Here is a 15,413-nt window from a genome sequence, read left to right on the forward strand (position 1 = left end):
CTGTTTGGCCATTACTGCTAACGTCCTCAAAGCTCCGCTCTTTATAGCTGCATAGAAAAGCGGCCGGACCTGTTCAGGTAAAGAGGACAAGAATAATGCAACCTGATTTCTGGAATGACAAACGCGCCGCGGGCGTTCCCAATGACATTGATCTCACCAGTTACACCTCGGTGATCGAAGTCTTCGAGCGCTCCTGCAAGACCTTTGCCGACCGTCCGGCGTTCAGCAACATGGGCATTACCCTCACCTACGCCGAGCTTGAGCGCCACAGCGCGGCGTTCGCCGGTTACCTGCAACAGCACACCGACCTCAAGCCCGGCGAGCGCATCGCGGTGCAGATGCCCAATGTGTTGCATTATCCGATTGCCGTTTTTGGCGCACTGCGCGCCGGGCTGATCGTGGTCAATACCAACCCCTTGTACACCCCGCGTGAAATGCGCCACCAGTTCAAGGATGCCGGCGTGCGCGCGCTGGTCTACCTCAATCTGTTCGGTGCGCGGGTTCAGGAGGTGTGTGCCGACACCGAGATCGACTACCTGATCGAAGCCAGAATGGGCGACTTCATGCCCGCCGTGAAGGGCTGGCTGGTCAACACACTGGTCGACAAAGTGAAGAAGATGGTCCCGGCCTATCACCTGCCGCGTGCGGTGTTGTTCAAGCGCGCCCTGCGCATGGGCGCCGGCCTGGGCGTGACCCGCCATCCGGTGACGCTCGACGACATCGCTGTGCTGCAATACACCGGTGGCACCACGGGCCTGGCCAAGGGCGCGATGCTCACCCACGGCAACCTGGTGGCGAATATGCAGCAGGTGCGGGCGTGCATGTCCCAGACCGGCGACGATGGTCACCCGTTGATCAAGGAAGGGCAGGAGGTGATGATTGCGCCGCTGCCGCTGTACCACATCTATGCGTTCACCGCGAACTGCATGTGCATGATGGTGTCCGGCAACCACAACGTGCTGATCACCAACCCGCGGGACATTGGCGGGTTCATCAAGGAGTTGAAGAAGTGGCGTTTCACCGGGTTGCTGGGGCTCAACACCTTGTTTGTGGCGCTGATGGACCATCCGGACTTCAAGAACCTGGACTTTTCCCATCTCAAGCTGACCAACTCCGGCGGCACGGCGTTGATCAAGGCCACCGCCGAGCGCTGGCAGCACATCACCGGTTGTGCGATCGGCGAGGGCTATGGCCTGACCGAAACCTCGCCGGTGGCCAGCACCAACCCGTATGGCCATAAGTCACGACTGGGTACCGTCGGTATTCCGGTGCCGGCCACGGCCATGAAAGTGATCGATGACGAGGGCGCCGAGCTGCCGTTGGGCGAGCGCGGTGAGCTGTGCATCAAGGGCCCGCAGGTGATGAAGGGCTATTGGCAGCAACCGCAGGCCACCGCCGAAGCGCTGGACGCCGAAGGCTGGCTCAAGACCGGCGATATCGCCGTGATCGATGCCGATGGCTTTATCCGTATTGTGGACCGCAAGAAAGACCTGATTATCGTGTCGGGCTTCAATGTGTATCCCAACGAAATCGAGGACGTGGTGATGGCGCATCCCGCCGTGGCCAACTGTGCGGTGATCGGCGTGCCGGACGAGCGTACCGGGGAGGCGGTGAAACTGTTTGTGGTGGCGCGTGCCCAGGGGGTGAGCCTTGAGGAGTTGAAGGCGTACTGCAAGACCAATTTCACCGGGTACAAGGTGCCCAAGCATATTGTGCTCAGGGATTCGCTGCCGATGACGCCGGTGGGCAAGATTCTGCGGCGGGAGCTACGCGACATCGCCTGATGTGAAACAGGCTCAACATGTGGGAGGGGGCTTGCCCCCGATAGCAGTGGTTCAGTCGACATATGGGGTGACTGATACACCGCTATCGGGGGCAAGCCCCTCCCACATTGGGTATTTGTTGCCCAGTAAGCCCATTCCAGAGCGGATTTCAGTGATATAGAATCTTTGCTCTAAAAATGACCATTGGATATTCTTGAGTCATGTTTATGACTGTAGGGCCCTCTTTTGGCTCTAGGCGGGCCTTGGCAAAGCTGCTACTCTCGGCGCGCTTTGTGACGTCTAGGCCTGCTTGAAAGCGCCAGATTCACCTTAAAACACACACCAATAATAATCGCATCAAATGCGATGATGAATTCGCGTCGCTGAGGAGTGGGCTTCCATGAACGAAGACTTTTGGAAGGATAAGTACCCCGCCGGGATTGCTGCACAAATCAATCCAGACGAGTATCCGAATATTCAGGCGGTACTGAAGCAGTCCTGCCAACGCTTCGCCAACAAACCGGCTTTCAGCAACCTGGGCAAGACCATCACCTACGGTGAGTTGTACCAATTGTCCGGCGCATTTGCCGCCTACCTGCAACAGCATACCGACTTGAAGCCCGGCGATCGAATCGCCGTGCAACTGCCCAACGTCCTGCAGTACCCGGTCGCCGTATTCGGCGCCATCCGTGCCGGGCTGATCGTGGTCAACACCAACCCGCTGTACACCGCGCGGGAAATGGAACACCAATTCAACGACTCCGGTGCCAAGGCCCTGGTTTGCCTGGCCAACATGGCGCACCTGGCCGAAAAAGTCGTGCCCAAGACCGCCGTCAAACACGTGATCGTTACCGAAGTGGCCGACCTGCTGTCGCCGTTCAAGCGCCTGTTGATCAACAGCGTGATCAAGTACGTGAAGAAAATGGTCCCGGCGTACCACTTGCCGCAAGCGATCAAGTTCAATGACGTGCTGGCCAAGGGGCACGGCCAACCGGTCAGCGATGCCAACCCGGCCAGCGGCGATGTGGCGGTGCTGCAATACACCGGCGGCACCACCGGCGTGGCCAAAGGCGCGATGCTCACCCATCGCAACCTGGTCGCCAACATGCTGCAATGCAAGGCGCTGATGGGTTCCAACCTCAATGAAGGGTGCGAAATCCTGATCACGCCGCTGCCGCTTTATCACATCTATGCGTTCACCTTTCACTGCATGGCGATGATGCTGATCGGCAACCACAACATCCTGATCAGCAACCCGCGCGACCTGCCGGCGATGGTCAAGGAACTGTCGAAGTGGAAGTTCAGCGGCTTTGTCGGCCTTAATACCCTGTTTGTGGCGCTGTGCAATAACGAAGGTTTCCGCAAGCTGGATTTCTCCGCGCTGAAGGTCACCCTGTCCGGCGGCATGGCGCTGCAACTGGCGGCGGCCGAACGCTGGAAGGCCGTGACCGGTTGTGCCATCTGCGAGGGCTACGGCATGACCGAAACCAGCCCGGTGGCCACTGTGAACCCGATCCAGCATATCCAGATCGGTACCATTGGCATTCCGGTGCCGTCCACCGTGTGCAAGGTTATTGCTGACGATGGCACCGAGCTGGCGCTGGGTGAAACCGGCGAGCTGTGCGTCAAAGGCCCACAAGTGATGAAGGGCTACTGGCAGCGTGAAGACGCCACCGCCGAGATGCTCGACAGCGAAGGCTGGCTGAAGACCGGTGACATCGCGATCATCCAGCCCGATGGCTACATGCGAATTGTCGACCGCAAGAAGGACATGATCCTGGTCTCGGGCTTCAACGTGTATCCCAACGAGCTGGAAGACGTGCTGGCAGGCCTGCCGGGTGTGTTGCAGTGCGCGGCCATCGGCGTACCGGACGAAAAGTCCGGGGAGCACATCAAGCTGTTCATCGTGGTCAAGCCAGGGGCCACCCTGACCAAGGAGCAGGTGATGGAGCACATGCGCGCCAACGTCACCGGCTACAAAGTGCCCAGGGCCGTTGAGTTCCGTGATGCATTGCCGACCACCAACGTGGGCAAGATCCTGCGGCGTGAATTGCGCGATGAAGAACTGAAGAAGCTCGGTCTTAAAAAGTAACGCAATTCAAAGTTGGGAGGGGGGCAAGTCGAATCGTCGCACCGCCCCTCCCACATTTTTTGCACGCGTTCTTACAGCGCGAACTGGGCGAAGCTGATTCCCGCACCGGCCGGCCGCACGTCCTTGAGGAACGAGTCCTTGTCGGCGCTCAGTTCAAGGGTGATCTCCGGCTTGCGTTTGCCGGCATTGCGCACCACCAGCCCTTCGAGGTTTTCGCGCAGGAACACAGTCGGCACCTTCAGGTGCAGCAACTGGTCGGTTTCGGCGTTGTGCATCAACAGGTGGATCCACTCGTACTGGCCCACGGCGATCCGCGCCACTGGCAGGTCGAACCACCAGATGTTGCGTTTGCGGTCCAGGTCGGTGAAATGGCAATTGTTGACGCCGAGTACGGCACCCCCCAGTTCCTGGTTTCTGCGGGCGATGGCCTGTGCTTTATCGAGTTTCATAACCTTCCTACGGGGATCTGTTATTCAGCGTGTGAGCCTGAATGTGCCGGGCATTCTCGTGGGTTGGCCGCAAAACATAAAGGCAAACCTGCCCCTTTCGATGAAATGGCCGCTGAAAATAATTGAAACTCTGGCGCTTGGCTTTGAGTCAACCGCAGCGTAGTGACCAAAAACCATTTGATTGTTATCAGGAGTAATACCATGGGCAGCACTTCCGATAAGGTAAAAGGCATGGCTAACGAAGCCGTCGGTAACGTCAAGCAAGGCGTCGGCAAGGCTACGGATAACGACAAGCTGCGTGCTGAAGGCGTGGTCCAGGAAAAGAAAGGCGAAGTACAGCAGGCAGTCGGCAAGACCAAGGATGCGGTGAAAAAAGCCACCGAGTAAAGCGGCTTGGCTGGCTCCTCCAGCAGCCCGACGGCCATCCACGGATGGCCGTTTTTGTGGGTACTGGCGCAACTAAACTTTAGAAATTGTTTCAAAGTCGCCAAATGGGCTACTTTGATGTAGAAAACGGCCCCTGAGTCGCCCACGACTTCAACTCTTTGCGGCGAAAGGAGACGCTAATGATTTTTCCGGTACTCGATGGTCTCAAGCTGCACAAGGTGCTGGTGCGCACCGTCACCGAATTCGTCGACGACGAGATGCCCACCTATGCCTCGGCACTGGCGTACCAGATGCTGTTCTCGCTGTTCCCCTTCCTGCTGTTCCTGATTGCGCTGATCGGTTTCCTGCATCTGCCGGACTTTTTCACCTGGCTGCGCCTGCAGTCGGAGCTGGTATTGCCGCCCCAGGCCCTGGAGCAGGTCAACCCGGTGATCGACCAACTGCAGCAATCCAAGGGCGGGCTGCTGTCGGTGGGTATCGTGATCGCTCTGTGGACCGCCTCCGCCGGCGTGCGCCTGATGATGAGTGCGATGAACGCGGCGTATGACGTGGTGGAAGGGCGGCCGATCTGGAAGCGTTTTCCGCTGTCGATTTTCTACACCGTCGGCATCGCCGGCATGCTCCTGGCCGCCGCTGCGCTGATGGTGCTCGGCCCGCAAGTGATGGAGTGGCTGGCGGGGCAGATCGGCATGCAGGAGTTCGTCGTCACGCTGTGGACCATCCTGCGCTGGCCGCTGATCGTGATCCTGCTGATGTTCGCCGTGGCCCTCATGTATTACGTGATGCCGGACGTCGAACAGGAGTTTCGCTTTATCACACCGGGCTCCGTACTGGCGGTGGTGGTGTGGATCGTCGCTTCCCTTGGCTTTGGCTACTACGTCAAGACCTTCGCCGACTACAACGCCATGTATGGCAGTATCGGTGCGATCATCGTCCTGCTGCTGTACTTCTATATATCCGCCGCCGTGCTGTTGCTCGGTGCGGAGATGAACGCCGTGATCGAACACATGTCCGCCGAGGGCAAGGACCCCGGCGAGAAGGAAATCGACGAACCGGGTCATACCTCTGAAAAACAGCATGTCTCAGGCCTAGGCCGGGACCACTCCAAGCCCCTCGCCGAGCCTGATCAATGATCCGTGAAATCCTCAAAATGGGCGATGAACGTCTGCTGCGCATCGCCCCGCCCGTACCACCGGAAATGTTCGACAGCCCCGAGTTGTGGCAACTGATCGATGACATGTTCCAGACCATGGAACATGTGGGCGGCGTCGGCCTGGCTGCGCCGCAGATCGGCGTGGACCTGCAACTGGTGATCTTCGGTTTCGAGGCCAGCGAACGCTACCCGGAGGCGCCACCGGTACCGCAGACTATCCTGATCAACCCGCTGATCACGCCGCTCAGCCCGGTGCTGGAAGAGGGTTATGAGGGTTGCCTGTCGGTTCCCGGCCTGCGCGGCGCCGTGGACCGTTACCAGCAGATCCGCTACGAAGGTTTCGACCCCAAGGGCGAGCCGATCGTACGCTTCGCCGAGGGCTTCCATGCCCGGGTGGTGCAGCATGAATGCGACCACCTGATCGGTCGCTTGTACCCGTCGCGGATTACCGACTTCAGCAAATTCGGGTTTATCGAGGTGATGTTCCCGGAAATGGACCCAACCGCCGACGAATGACCTGCAGGCCCTCTGCAGGAGCGAGCTTGCTCGCGAAAAACGTCACGATAACGCGTGCTTGCTGAATGAACGCGGTGCCTGTGAGTTTTTCGCGAGCAAGCTCGCTCCTACCCACCGCTATCGGGCGCAAGCCATCCAGGTTATTGACGTCCCATCGCGATCATCGGCTTATTCCGCTTGTAGCGCACCAGCCGTTCGCTGAGCGATTGCGGCAGCACGGTGTCTTGAGAAAACCCCATGCGCTGGTACACCCCTTCAAGGTCCGGATGGCACAACAGCCAGACCGTGCCGTCCACACCCGCCACCGCCTGGTGGATCAATCGCGCCGCCAGCCCCTGGCCGCGATAGGCCGGGTCAACGAATACCCCCGTCAGCCATTGCCCACCGACCACGGGTGTCAGGCACAACCCGGCCACGATCTCACCGTCTCTCGCCACCCATAACTGCCCGCCCTTGAGCGCCTTCATCGACGAGTTATGGTTGCGGTAAAACTTGTTCAGCAACGGCCATAGCGGCGCTGCCAGCCGTTCGATATGCATGGTCAAACCAAATGGAGAGGGCAAGGCGCGCATTGTAACCGGTGCCGGCAAAGCGCAAACAACGGCTACCCTTTCCTTTTATAAAGTTATAAGAAAATGACTTTTAAATATTATTAAAGAATAAGAGGGCTTGTTAGGATCGCTCCCAACCCGCACCCCCCGCCAAGGCCAAGGAAGCGCTCTTATGCTGAAAATAATTGTTGTCGCCATTCTTTCGCTGGTCGCTGCCAACGTGCTGGCCGCCGATCCGTCCACTCTGCGCATTGGCTATCAGAAAAGCTCGGTGAGCATGGTGCTCGCCCGTGAGCACAAGCTCTTCGAAGCCGCACTGCCCGGCACCCAGGTGCAGTGGACCGAGTTCCTCGGTGGCCCGCCGCTGATCGAGGCGCTGAACGCCGGCAGCCTGGACATCGGCAATATCGGCGACATCCCGCCCATTTTCGCCCAGGCCGCCGGTATCGAGTTGCAGTACATCGCCGTCGAACCCAATGACGGCAAGACCGAAGCCGTGCTTGTGCCCAAAGGCAGTACGATTCAGAGCGTGGCCGAACTCAAGGGCAAGCGCGTGGCACTGCTCAAGGGTTCCAGCGCGCACAACCTGTTCCTCAAGAGCCTGCTGCGCGAAGGCTTGCAGTGGAAGGATGTGAACGTGGTGTACCTGTCACCGTCCGACGGGCGTGCCGCATTCGAGCAAGGCAAGGTGGACGCCTGGGTCGTGTGGGACCCGTATTACTCGGCCGCCGTGGTCGACGGTGCCGCCCGTGTGTTGGGCACCGGCGAAGGTCTGAACCCTGCCGGCAGTTTCTTCGTGACCAGCGGCGCGTTTGCCCGGCAAAACCCCCAGGCCATAGCCACCATCCTCCAGACCCTCGGCAAGGCGCAGCGTCTGTCGCTGGACCAGCCCGAGGCCAGCATCGCGCTGATGGCCAAGACCCTGGGCCTGCAACCGGCCGTGGTCAAAAGCTACTTCGAGCACCGCTCGCCGGCGCCGATCCGGCCGCTGCAGGGGGGCGACATCGCCACTCAGCAAGGCACCGCCGACCTGTTTTTCGCCAATGGCCTGATCCCGAAAAAGATCGATGTGCAGCAGGTGGTGTTCAAAGGCCCATAACCCCAGGGTGAGTTGTTCTGCGGTGTAGCTTAGATAGCTGCCAAGGTGTCTTTCAGTGCCTGGGTTTGTGGAGCAGCCGTCTTCGCCGCTACTTGCTGCTGTTGCTGCTCCTTCAGACGCTCAGCCACTTGGCTGGCAATGGCGTCTTGCCTTTCCTGCGGCAGGGCCTGCACTTGTTCCTCGGTCATCCCCTGCTCCTTGAGCAACTGTTCGCGGATGCGTTCGGCCGGGGTTTTACTCATGTACTCGGTGAATTCAGCCCGTGCCCCCGAGGTCGGCGCGGTGGCCTGCAGCTGCACGCGAGTCTTGGCGAAGGCCTCATCGATGCGATCGCTCGCCTTGTCCAGCTCCTTCTGCGCGGCCGGCATCGTCACGCCTTGCTGCGCACCCTGCAGGGCGCCGCTGTACAACGCGCTGGCGGCCGCGTTGGCCGGGTCCATGTCGGGTCGTTTGATCTGTTGAACCGTCGAAACGGCTTGGGTGGTGGTGTTAACCAGCATGATCGGTCACCTGTGCAAATATGCGGTGTGACAGCTGGAGCAATTAGCATGCCGGGCAGTGTGTACGTGCTTTTACTGGGGTAGAAGCCGCCGTCGCGGCAAACACTGTCCCATCGACGGCCAAGCGTTGCCGTCAGTGGGCGATATGCTCCAACGCCAGGTTACGCGTACGCGGCCCGAACCAACTGATGGTAATCATCACGATCAACATGCTGCTGGCAATAAACGCCAGCACGCCCGGCGTGCCCAGGTGTTCAAGGATAAAGCCGATCAGCAGGCTGCTGAATACCGTGGACAAGCGGCTGAACGAATAACAGAACCCCACCGCCCGCGCTCGGATATTGGTGGGGAACAACTCGCTCTGATACGAGTGATAGCTGAAGCTCAGCCAGGCATTGCAGAAGGTGATCATCACCCCGCAGAAAATCAGCCCCACCGCCGTGGTTTGCAGGGCGAACAGGCTGCCGAAGATCACCGCGCCCATGGCCGAGCCGACGATCTGCCATTTGTTTTCAAAACGGTTGGCGACCTTGACGAACAGCAACGGGCCCAGCGGGTAGGCGAGGGTGATGATGAAGGCGTAAAGCAGGCTGTGGGTCACACTGACGCCCTGGCCCGACAGCAAGGCCGGCAACCAGTTGCCAAAGCCGAAGAAACCGATGGCCTGGAACACGTGAAACACAATCAGCATCAAAGCGCGGCGACGGTAGGGCGGCTGCCAGATATCGGCGAAACGGCCGCTGCCCTGCACGCTGACAGCCTCCGGTTCCGGTGTATCCAGAGGCTGGCCGTGATCCTTCAGGCAGCGTGCCTCCAGGTTGTCCATGATCGCGCCGGCTTCCTCGAAACGACCTTTCTGCGCCAGCCAGCGCGGTGACTCCGGCAGGCGCTTGCGCAGTTGCCAGATGAACAGCGCAAACACCGCACTGCTGAGCACCACCCAGCGCCAGCCGGAGATACCGAACGGCGCCTGGGGCACCAGCCACCACGACATCAGCGCCACCGCCGGCACCGACAGGAACTGGATGAAAAACGCAAAGGCAAACGCCGAACTGCGCATGCGCTTGGGCACCAGTTCCGACAGATAGGCGTCGATGGTCACCAACTCGATGCCCAGGCCAATACCCACCAGAAAGCGCATGCAGATAATGCCCAGCGCCGATGTCTGGAGGCCCATCAACACCGTGGCGACGGTGTACCAGATCAAGGCAAAGGTGAAGATCGCCCGGCGTCCGAAACGGTCGGCGACGGGGCTGAGCAGGCTGGCGCCGAGGAACAGGCCGAAGAACGTGGCCGAGGCGAACGCAGCCTGGTCGGAGAAGCCAAACACGCCTTCGCTGCCGGTGTGGAAGAGCCCGTCGCTGATCAGGCCGGGGCTGATATAGGCCGTCTGGAACAGGTCATACAGCTCGAAAAAACCGCCGATCGACAGCAACGCCACCAGGCGCCAGATGCTGGCGACCGCGGGCAGACGGTCGATGCGTGCACTGATGTGGGCAGCGCGGGTCGGGTCGATGCCATCGATGGCGGTAGGTGCAGGCATGGTGACAGAACTCAGTAAGTGATCGGGATTTCAACTATCTGGAACGCATCATCCACCGGCTGGTAACCCAGCACCCGCGTGGTTTCGCTCAGGTCCAGGCGCTTGAAGCGGTTATTGGAAATGCCATGGGCGATCAAGTGTTTCACGCCCTGCGCCTCTACCGAACGCTGCAGCAATTGCACGGCATCGCGGGGGCTGAGCCACGCGCTGAGGTCGCGGGCGTTGTTCAGGTCGTGGCTTTCGGGGAATTCAAACGCGCCGATGCGCAGGGCGATGGTCGACAGTGGCGTCTTGGCGGCATAGTAGCCACACAGCGCCTCGCCGTAGCATTTGCTCACGCCATACAGGTTGGCGGGCATCACCGGCATACCCGGAGTTATCTGGCGATCCACCGGGTAGCCTTCGATGGTTTGCGCACTGCTGGCGAATACCAGGCGCTGCACGCCGGCGTTCACGGCGGCTTCGAACAGGTAGGTGGTGGCGAGGATATTATTGGGCAACAGTTCGTCGAACGAGGCGCTGGCATGGGGGATGCCCGACAGGTGCACGATCACATCGATGCCTTCGAGCAGGGTTGCGAGGCTGGATTTAGCACTGAGATCGGCGTGTACGAAGCGGTGCCCGCCCACGTCGAAGTCCGGCGCGATGCGGTCAGTGAGGGTGAAACGGTAGCGATCTTTCGACGCCTGGAAAAATGTCTTGCCGATTCTGCCGCAGGCGCCGGTGAGGAGTACGTTGAGTCCGTTCAAGAGGTTGTGCCTTGCTTAGTTGTGGCCGTCGAGGGCGAAGGTCTTGAAACCGGCGTGCTGGCTGAGCCGCTGGTAGTAGGCGGCAATGGCCGGGTAGGGCGGACGCGCCATGGGCGTCGCCTGCCAGCGGTGCACCGAGAGGCCGATGAGGATATCGGCGAGGGTGAACTCATCGCCGGCCACATAAGCGCCGGTCCTGGCCAACTGCTGTTCGAGAATGCCCATCTTGTCGTTCCACACCTGCACGGCGGCGGCTATTTGCGTTGCGTCCAGCCCATCGGGATTGTTACGCACCAGCGCGGTGAATGCGTCGCCCCAGGCGCGGTTGAGCTCAATGGCTTGCCAGTCGATCCATTGCTCGACGCGGGCGCGGGGCGCGGGCTCGAAGGGCAGCAGGTCAGTGCGTTGATACAGGCCGACGAGGTAGCGGCAGATGGTATTGGACTCCCACAGCACGCCGTGGTCGTCGATCAGCACCGGCACCTGGGCGTTGGGGTTCAGGGCCAGGAACTCGGCGGATTGGGTAGGCTTGAAGCCGATGCCCCAGTCCTCGCGCACATAGTCGATGCCCAGTTCCTGGCAGGTCCAGAGTACTTTGCGCACGTTGATGGAAGAGGTGCGACCCAAGATTTTCAGTGAGTGTCCCATGGTGCTTCCCTGGCTTGGAGAGTGGTTAATCTAGCAGGGGCCAAGTGGGCACGGTTAAAAAATGTGGGAGGGGGCTTGCCCCCGATGGCGGTGGGTCTGCCACAGATAAGTTGACTGACCCACCGCTATCGGGGGCAAGCCCCCTCCCACATTTTGATCGAGTAGGGACTTAAGCGCGTGGTGTGTGCTGGTCCATGGCTTTGCCCACCAGCAAGACGCTCAGCTCGCTCAATTGATGAATGGCGAGTGCTATATCGCGCTGCTTGCCGGTGAGGTCGTCGGACAGGTCGAGCAGCAAGGTACTGACGGAGCATACGGTTTCGTAGCTGTTGATCAGCAGGGTTTCGGTGGAAACATCGGGGACGAGGGTGAAGAGGGTGGTTGGCGGCGTATCGATTTTTTTGATCATGAGAGCATCCTGGAATGGGCTGCCGCCGTATCGCTACTAAACGAGGGTGGCAACTGTACGCAGGTTAGTAGACCGGTGGACACTCAAAGCCGGCGCACTCGAAAGTGCCCTACGCACAGCCGCCATTAACGCGGGCAGACTTATGCACTTGGAGTGACCAAACTCAGGCTACTAAACCCGATCACCGAGACATTCAGTGACCGGCAAACCTTAAAGACCGCCACCCAGGCACACAAGCCGGCGGATTCTGACGTAAGCGTAGGTAACGGAGCAAGGCGCTTGCCGTAATGTCAGCCACTTCCTACAGCTGTCCTACGTACTCTCCCGCACCTGCAACTCAAACCCCATATCCACCACCGGCTTGGCGATCCTGTTACCCGCCATGATCGTCAGCAAATGCTCCGCCGCACGCCGGCCAATGGCTTCGCGTGGTGTGCTGATGCTGCTCAGGCGCGGCACCATGAACGACGAGGCGGGCAGGTCGTTGAAACCCAGCACGGCCACGCGCTCCGGCACTTTGATGCCGTGGCGCAGGGCTTCCAGCAAGGCGCCCTGGGCCAGGTCGTCGTTGCCGAAGAAAATGGCATCCACGTCCGGATGCGTCGCCAGCAATTGCAGGAACAGTTCGCCACCCAGGCCCACGGAAGAAGGGCGGGGCGTCAGCAATTCCAGCGCCGGGTCGTACAGGCCCGCTTGCTGCAAAGCGCGGCGGAAGCCTTCGCCACGCAGCAAGGTGCGCTGGTCCAATTGCGCGCCGATATAGGCCAGGCGCTTGCGCCCGCGCGCGAGCAGATGCGCCGCCGCCGTTTCACCCGCGGCCAGTTGCGAAAAGCCCACGCAGTTGACGCCGGCGTTGGGGTCCAGGTCCATCATGTACACGCAGGGCACATTACTGGTCTCGACCATCCGTCGCGCGCTTTCGGTGCGGTCGAACCCGGTCAGCAGCAAGCCCCGAGGCTGGTAAGCCATGTAGTTGCGCAGCAGGTTTTCTTCTTCGTCGCGGCAATAGTGGAAGTTGCCGATCAGCACTTCAAAGCCCTTGGGCCGCAGCACCTGGTGGATGGCTTCGAGGGTTTCGATAAACAGCAGGTTGGACAATGACGGCACCAATACCACCACCGAATGGCTTTGGGCCGACGCCAGGGCGCGGGCGGCGGGGTTGACCACGTAGCTGAGTTCGGCGGCGGCCTGCTGCACTTTCTCCACCAGTTCGGTGGCGACCGTGCTGATGCCACGCAGGGCGCGGGAGGCGGTAATCGGGCTGACGCCGGCCAGACGGGCAACTTCATTCAATGTAGGGCGACCGGTCGTGCGGGTATTTTTATCGTTCTTGGAGGTCATCAGGCGGCTTGCCAAACAAAAATCGAGGCACTAAGGTAGCGCTGTCTCCAAACGGCTGCAAATGCTTGAACGTTGGGTTGCCTGATCCCGTTCAAATGATTGGAGCGGATGCACGCGTCACTCCATAAAAAAAGACAAGACGGCGCGGGAAAAGCCTGTTTTTGCACTAGCCTTATGCTGTGCAAAGGTAGCGCTATCTGCGTCCTGAGGTGTTTATGAGTCAACCTGTTACCGCCCTGGTCATCATGGGTGTTGCCGGCTGTGGCAAAACCAGCGTCAGCGAGGCCCTGTGCCGTCTGAACGGTGCCACCGCCATTGAAGGCGACAGCTTTCACCCCGCCGCGAACATTGAAAAGATGAGCGCCGGCCACCCCCTCAACGACGACGACCGTGCCGGCTGGCTCGACATCCTCTGCGATGAATTGCGCCGCTCGCTCAAGGCCGGTGAACATCCGGTGCTCACCTGTTCGGCCCTGAAAAGGAAATACCGTGACCACCTGCGCGAAGCCGCGCCGGGCCTGGGCTTTGTATTCCTGGAGCTGACCCGTGAAGTGGCCGCCGACCGCGTGTCCCATCGCCCCGGCCATTTCATGCCGGCTAGCCTGATCGACAGCCAGTTCGCCACCCTCGAGTCGCCCAAGGGCGAGCCGCTGACCCTGGCCCTCAACGCCAGCGAAGACAGCGTCGAGCAATTGGCCGAGCAGACCAATGCCTGGTGGCGCGAGCACGGCTTTGAACCCACTCATTGATTTTTTGCCGGAAAGATAGCGCTATCCCCGGCAGGAAGTTCAACACCCGCTTTAATAACAACAACAAACAGGAGAGACCCCCATGTTTGGCATGTCCCACGAGTCATACCTGCTGCTGGATGCAGTCGTCACTATCATCGGCTTGATCGTTTTGATCACCAAGTTCAAGGTGCACCCGTTCATCGCACTGATCATCGCGGCGGGCTTTCTCGGCCTGACCTCGGGCATGCCCGTGGAGAAGATCATCAAGGCGTTCCAGGACGGCTTCGGCGGCGTGCTCGGCTTTGTCGGCATCATCCTCGCGCTGGGGACCATGCTCGGCAAGATGATGGCCGAGTCCGGCGGTGCCGATCAGATCGCCCAGACCCTGATCCGCGCCTTCGGCAAGGAAAAGGTCCAGTGGGCCATGATGTTCGCCGCGTTCCTGGTGGGCATCCCGCTGTTCTTCGAGATCGGCTTTGTGCTGCTGATCCCGCTGGTGTTCATCGTGGCGCGGCGTACCGGCGTGTCGCTGATCAAGATCGGCATTCCGTTGCTCGCCGGCCTGTCGGCCGTACACGGCCTGGTACCACCGCACCCGGGCCCGCTGCTGGCCATCGGCGTGTTTGGCGCGGACATCGGCAAGACCATTCTGTACGGCCTGATCGTCGCCTTGCCGACCGCCATCATTGCCGGCCCGATCTTCGGTACCTTCATCGCCAAGTACATCCCGGGCAACCCGTCCCAGGAACTGGTCGACCAACTGGCCCGCGAGACCGATAACAAGGCGCTGCCCAGCTTCGCCATTACTCTGGTCACCGTGCTGCTGCCAGTGTTCCTGATGCTGCTCAAAACCTTTGCCGACATCGCCTTTGCCGAAGGCAACGTGGTGCGCAACTGGATGGACATGATCGGTCACCCGATCACCGCGCTGCTGCTGGCGTTGCTGCTGTCGCTGTACACCTTCGGCCATCGCCAGGGCATCCATTCCAAGCAGATCCTCAAACTGCTCGACGCCAGCCTTGCGCCGACCGCCGCGATCATCCTGATCATCGGTGCCGGTGGCGGCTTCAAGCAGATGCTGGTGACCAGCGGTGTGGGTGACGTGATCGGCCACATGGCGGTGAACGCACAGATCAACCCGATCCTGCTGGCGTGGCTGGTGGCGGCGGTGATTCGCGTGGCCACAGGTTCCGCCACCGTGGCGACCATTACCGGCGCGGGCATCGTGGTGCCGGTGGTGGGGATGATCCCCGGGGTTAACCGTGAACTGCTGGTGCTGGCGACGGGGGCGGGGTCGTTGATTCTGTCTCACGTCAACGATGCGGGGTTCTGGCTGGTCAAGCAGTACTTCAATATGACCGTGGCCGAGACGTTCAAGACGTGGACGGCGATGGAGACCATTCTGTCGGTGGTGGCGTTGATCTTCATCATGCTGCTGTCGTTGGTGGTCTGACAGACACACCGCAAGACAAATGTGGGAGG

16 protein-coding genes are annotated in these 15,413 nt (G+C 60.3%); 8 read left to right on the forward strand and 8 right to left on the reverse strand.

Annotated elements, in window-relative coordinates:
- Positions 1-95 precede the first annotated feature (95 nt).
- Together fadD2 and fadD1 are read left to right on the forward strand one after the other, a co-directional pair.
- On the forward strand, positions 96-1,784 hold the full coding sequence (gene fadD2 / locus CIB54_RS12990; RefSeq protein ID WP_101219967.1) for a long-chain-fatty-acid--CoA ligase FadD2: 1,689 nt from the start codon (positions 96-98) through the stop codon (positions 1,782-1,784).
- 379 nt (positions 1,785-2,163) lie between these two features.
- On the forward strand, positions 2,164-3,855 hold the full coding sequence (fadD1, locus tag CIB54_RS12995) for a long-chain-fatty-acid--CoA ligase FadD1 (RefSeq protein WP_065949406.1): 1,692 nt from the start codon (positions 2,164-2,166) through the stop codon (positions 3,853-3,855).
- Positions 3,856-3,926: 71 nt separating this feature from the next.
- Here fadD1 and CIB54_RS13000 read toward each other — a convergent pair whose 3' ends face one another.
- Positions 3,927-4,304, reverse strand: coding sequence for a hypothetical protein (locus tag CIB54_RS13000; RefSeq protein WP_065949407.1), 378 nt, complete (start codon positions 4,302-4,304; stop codon positions 3,927-3,929).
- A 201-nt stretch (positions 4,305-4,505) separates the two neighbouring features.
- Between CIB54_RS13000 and CIB54_RS13005 the strand changes: the two genes are divergently transcribed.
- The 3 genes from CIB54_RS13005 to def all read left to right on the forward strand — a co-directional run bounded on the left by CIB54_RS13005 (position 4,506) and on the right by def (position 6,360).
- A complete protein-coding gene (locus tag CIB54_RS13005; protein WP_065949408.1) occupies positions 4,506-4,691 on the forward strand; it encodes a CsbD family protein in 186 nt (61 codons plus the stop codon).
- Positions 4,692-4,870: 179 nt separating this feature from the next.
- Entirely contained in the window at positions 4,871-5,824 is a 954-nt protein-coding gene (locus tag CIB54_RS13010) for a YihY/virulence factor BrkB family protein (RefSeq protein ID WP_065949409.1), read from the forward strand.
- Positions 5,821-6,360, forward strand: a complete 540-nt coding sequence (gene def, locus CIB54_RS13015; protein ID WP_065949410.1) for a peptide deformylase — start codon at positions 5,821-5,823, stop codon at positions 6,358-6,360. The genes CIB54_RS13010 and def overlap by 4 nt, the downstream gene beginning before the upstream one ends.
- Before the next feature lie 140 nt (positions 6,361-6,500).
- On the opposite strand, the gene CIB54_RS13020 is transcribed toward def, so the two are convergent.
- Entirely contained in the window at positions 6,501-6,899 is a 399-nt protein-coding gene (locus CIB54_RS13020) for a GNAT family N-acetyltransferase (RefSeq protein WP_101219968.1), read from the reverse strand.
- A 184-nt stretch (positions 6,900-7,083) separates the two neighbouring features.
- On the opposite strand from CIB54_RS13020, the gene CIB54_RS13025 reads away from it, so the two are divergent.
- Positions 7,084-8,010, forward strand: coding sequence for an aliphatic sulfonate ABC transporter substrate-binding protein (locus CIB54_RS13025; RefSeq protein ID WP_101219969.1), 927 nt, complete (start codon positions 7,084-7,086; stop codon positions 8,008-8,010).
- Between the two features lie 29 nt (positions 8,011-8,039).
- Here the strand turns inward: CIB54_RS13025 and CIB54_RS13030 are convergent, their stop codons facing one another.
- From CIB54_RS13030 to CIB54_RS13055, 6 genes are all read right to left on the reverse strand, one after another.
- A complete protein-coding gene (locus tag CIB54_RS13030) occupies positions 8,040-8,510 on the reverse strand; it encodes a hypothetical protein (RefSeq protein WP_101219970.1) in 471 nt (156 codons plus the stop codon).
- Between the two features lie 133 nt (positions 8,511-8,643).
- Positions 8,644-10,053, reverse strand: a complete 1,410-nt coding sequence (locus CIB54_RS13035) for an MFS transporter (RefSeq protein ID WP_065949413.1) — start codon at positions 10,051-10,053, stop codon at positions 8,644-8,646.
- Positions 10,054-10,064: 11 nt separating this feature from the next.
- Positions 10,065-10,802, reverse strand: a complete 738-nt coding sequence (locus CIB54_RS13040) for an NAD-dependent epimerase/dehydratase family protein (protein ID WP_101219971.1) — start codon at positions 10,800-10,802, stop codon at positions 10,065-10,067.
- A 15-nt stretch (positions 10,803-10,817) separates the two neighbouring features.
- Positions 10,818-11,450, reverse strand: coding sequence for a glutathione S-transferase family protein (locus CIB54_RS13045; protein ID WP_101219972.1), 633 nt, complete (start codon positions 11,448-11,450; stop codon positions 10,818-10,820).
- 169 nt (positions 11,451-11,619) lie between these two features.
- Positions 11,620-11,859: a DUF6124 family protein gene (locus tag CIB54_RS13050; protein WP_101219973.1), complete on the reverse strand. Its 240-nt coding sequence runs from the start codon at positions 11,857-11,859 to the stop codon at positions 11,620-11,622.
- Positions 11,860-12,171: 312 nt separating this feature from the next.
- Positions 12,172-13,203, reverse strand: a complete 1,032-nt coding sequence (locus CIB54_RS13055; RefSeq protein ID WP_175413236.1) for an HTH-type transcriptional regulator GntR — start codon at positions 13,201-13,203, stop codon at positions 12,172-12,174.
- A gap of 212 nt (positions 13,204-13,415) precedes the next feature.
- Between CIB54_RS13055 and CIB54_RS13060 the strand changes: the two genes are divergently transcribed.
- Positions 13,416-13,949 (forward strand): gluconokinase, encoded by a 534-nt coding sequence (locus CIB54_RS13060; RefSeq protein ID WP_101219974.1) that lies wholly within the window; start codon positions 13,416-13,418, stop codon positions 13,947-13,949.
- 82 nt (positions 13,950-14,031) lie between these two features.
- Positions 14,032-15,384: a GntP family permease gene (locus tag CIB54_RS13065; RefSeq protein ID WP_065887726.1), complete on the forward strand. Its 1,353-nt coding sequence runs from the start codon at positions 14,032-14,034 to the stop codon at positions 15,382-15,384.
- The last annotated feature ends 29 nt before the right edge of the window (positions 15,385-15,413 follow it).

The organism is Pseudomonas fluorescens (assembly GCF_002837185.1).
GTDB lineage: Bacteria > Pseudomonadota > Gammaproteobacteria > Pseudomonadales > Pseudomonadaceae > Aquipseudomonas > Aquipseudomonas fluorescens_AM.

What these genes read in the sequence shown, in the direction of transcription:
- fadD2 (WP_101219967.1), top strand. Translation starts at nt 96, where the DNA reads ATGCAACCTGATTTCTGGAATGACAAACGCGCCGCGGGCGTTCCCAAT.
- fadD1 (WP_065949406.1), top strand. Translation starts at nt 2,164, where the DNA reads ATGAACGAAGACTTTTGGAAGGATAAGTACCCCGCCGGGATTGCTGCA.
- CIB54_RS13000 (WP_065949407.1), bottom strand. Translation starts at nt 4,304, where the DNA reads ATGAAACTCGATAAAGCACAGGCCATCGCCCGCAGAAACCAGGAACTG.
- CIB54_RS13005 (WP_065949408.1), top strand. Translation starts at nt 4,506, where the DNA reads ATGGGCAGCACTTCCGATAAGGTAAAAGGCATGGCTAACGAAGCCGTC.
- CIB54_RS13010 (WP_065949409.1), top strand. Translation starts at nt 4,871, where the DNA reads ATGATTTTTCCGGTACTCGATGGTCTCAAGCTGCACAAGGTGCTGGTG.
- def (WP_065949410.1), top strand. Translation starts at nt 5,821, where the DNA reads ATGATCCGTGAAATCCTCAAAATGGGCGATGAACGTCTGCTGCGCATC.
- CIB54_RS13020 (WP_101219968.1), bottom strand. Translation starts at nt 6,899, where the DNA reads ATGCATATCGAACGGCTGGCAGCGCCGCTATGGCCGTTGCTGAACAAG.
- CIB54_RS13025 (WP_101219969.1), top strand. Translation starts at nt 7,084, where the DNA reads ATGCTGAAAATAATTGTTGTCGCCATTCTTTCGCTGGTCGCTGCCAAC.
- CIB54_RS13030 (WP_101219970.1), bottom strand. Translation starts at nt 8,510, where the DNA reads ATGCTGGTTAACACCACCACCCAAGCCGTTTCGACGGTTCAACAGATC.
- CIB54_RS13035 (WP_065949413.1), bottom strand. Translation starts at nt 10,053, where the DNA reads ATGCCTGCACCTACCGCCATCGATGGCATCGACCCGACCCGCGCTGCC.
- CIB54_RS13045 (WP_101219972.1), bottom strand. Translation starts at nt 11,450, where the DNA reads ATGGGACACTCACTGAAAATCTTGGGTCGCACCTCTTCCATCAACGTG.
- CIB54_RS13050 (WP_101219973.1), bottom strand. Translation starts at nt 11,859, where the DNA reads ATGATCAAAAAAATCGATACGCCGCCAACCACCCTCTTCACCCTCGTC.
- CIB54_RS13060 (WP_101219974.1), top strand. Translation starts at nt 13,416, where the DNA reads ATGAGTCAACCTGTTACCGCCCTGGTCATCATGGGTGTTGCCGGCTGT.
- CIB54_RS13065 (WP_065887726.1), top strand. Translation starts at nt 14,032, where the DNA reads ATGTTTGGCATGTCCCACGAGTCATACCTGCTGCTGGATGCAGTCGTC.